This window comes from Mesorhizobium sp. B1-1-5 (genome assembly GCF_006443065.1).
In the GTDB taxonomy this organism is placed as follows: domain Bacteria; phylum Pseudomonadota; class Alphaproteobacteria; order Rhizobiales; family Rhizobiaceae; genus Mesorhizobium.
This window is the reverse complement of record NZ_VFWS01000639.1, coordinates 1-1,054: the sequence shown is the minus strand read 5'-3', so window position 1 is coordinate 1,054 and position 1,054 is coordinate 1. Positions and strand designations below refer to the sequence as shown.

The following is a 1,054-nucleotide window of genomic DNA, read 5'->3' as shown; positions in this document are numbered from 1 at the left end:
AGTATCGATCGATTGTTGGCAAAGACGGCTTGACCTTCGCTCGGCCCGCTATGACCCTTGATGTCAGCGCAATGAAAAACCCCCATCAACGGCTGCCAGGCCTCCGGGGGTTTTCACGAGAACCAGAAGATGATCGTATCACCCTCCATCTGTGTCAATAGTCGAAAGGCCAGCTCCAAGTGAGCGGCCGGCTGGGATACTTCCCAGCCGCTCAGAGCCCCACCGCGTCAAACCTCGCAATTGTTGACAGCGCTGAAATCGCTCACCGCGACAGGCCTCTTTCGTTCGTGTGGAAGGCCGATTATCGCGCGCTGTCTGGCCTTCTGGGCTTGCCCGCTTGTAGGAGCCGACGGGGCGAGAAAGCCATGGCATCGATCGTTAACGATGCGGCGCTGTCCGCCCATGAGAACCCAGCGAAGCGGATTTCCTACAGCCGCCGGAAGGTCTTCTATGCGGCCGCCGACCGCTACTACGGCTCCGACTACGGATACGACACCGTTGTGCCTGCCGTGGATGCCCTGGTCGCAGCTGGCCTGCTTGTCGAGCACGACAAGGTGAAGGGCGGCCCGACAGGTACGGGCATCCAGTCGTCGTTCCTTCCCGGTCCGCAGCTTGCAGAACTTTCGCTGCCGAAGGCCGACCGCCGTGCCAGAGAGCTCATCCGCCTTAAGGATGCCTGCGGAAACCTGATCGGCTACCGGGACACCGAGCGCACCATGCGAGACCGACGATTTCTCGAAGCCGTGAACCGTCACATCTCAGATGCGGAAATCCGGCTTCACGGGATCAACGGTGCCGTCGTGAACGAGGACGCAGGAACGATCTTCTTCCCCGGTTTCATGAGCGGTTTGGACGAGGGCGAGGGAGATCACACCGTCTATACTCGCATGAACGAGCTCTACCGCGTCTACAACGGAGGCTGGACGCTCGGCGGTCGCATGTATGGCGGCTGGTGGCAGCAGGTCCGCTCCAGGGACCGCAAGCACTTCGTCATTGACGGCGGCGAGACCGTCGAGGTGGACTATGAGATGCTTCACCCTCGCCTGGTCTATGC

1 pseudogene is annotated in these 1,054 nt (G+C 60.8%); it reads left to right on the top strand.

Annotation, left to right across the window (positions count from 1 at the left end):
• Positions 1-365: 365 nt before the first annotated feature.
• A pseudogene (locus FJ980_RS33995) lies at positions 366-1,054 on the top strand (hypothetical protein); the annotation flags it as partial.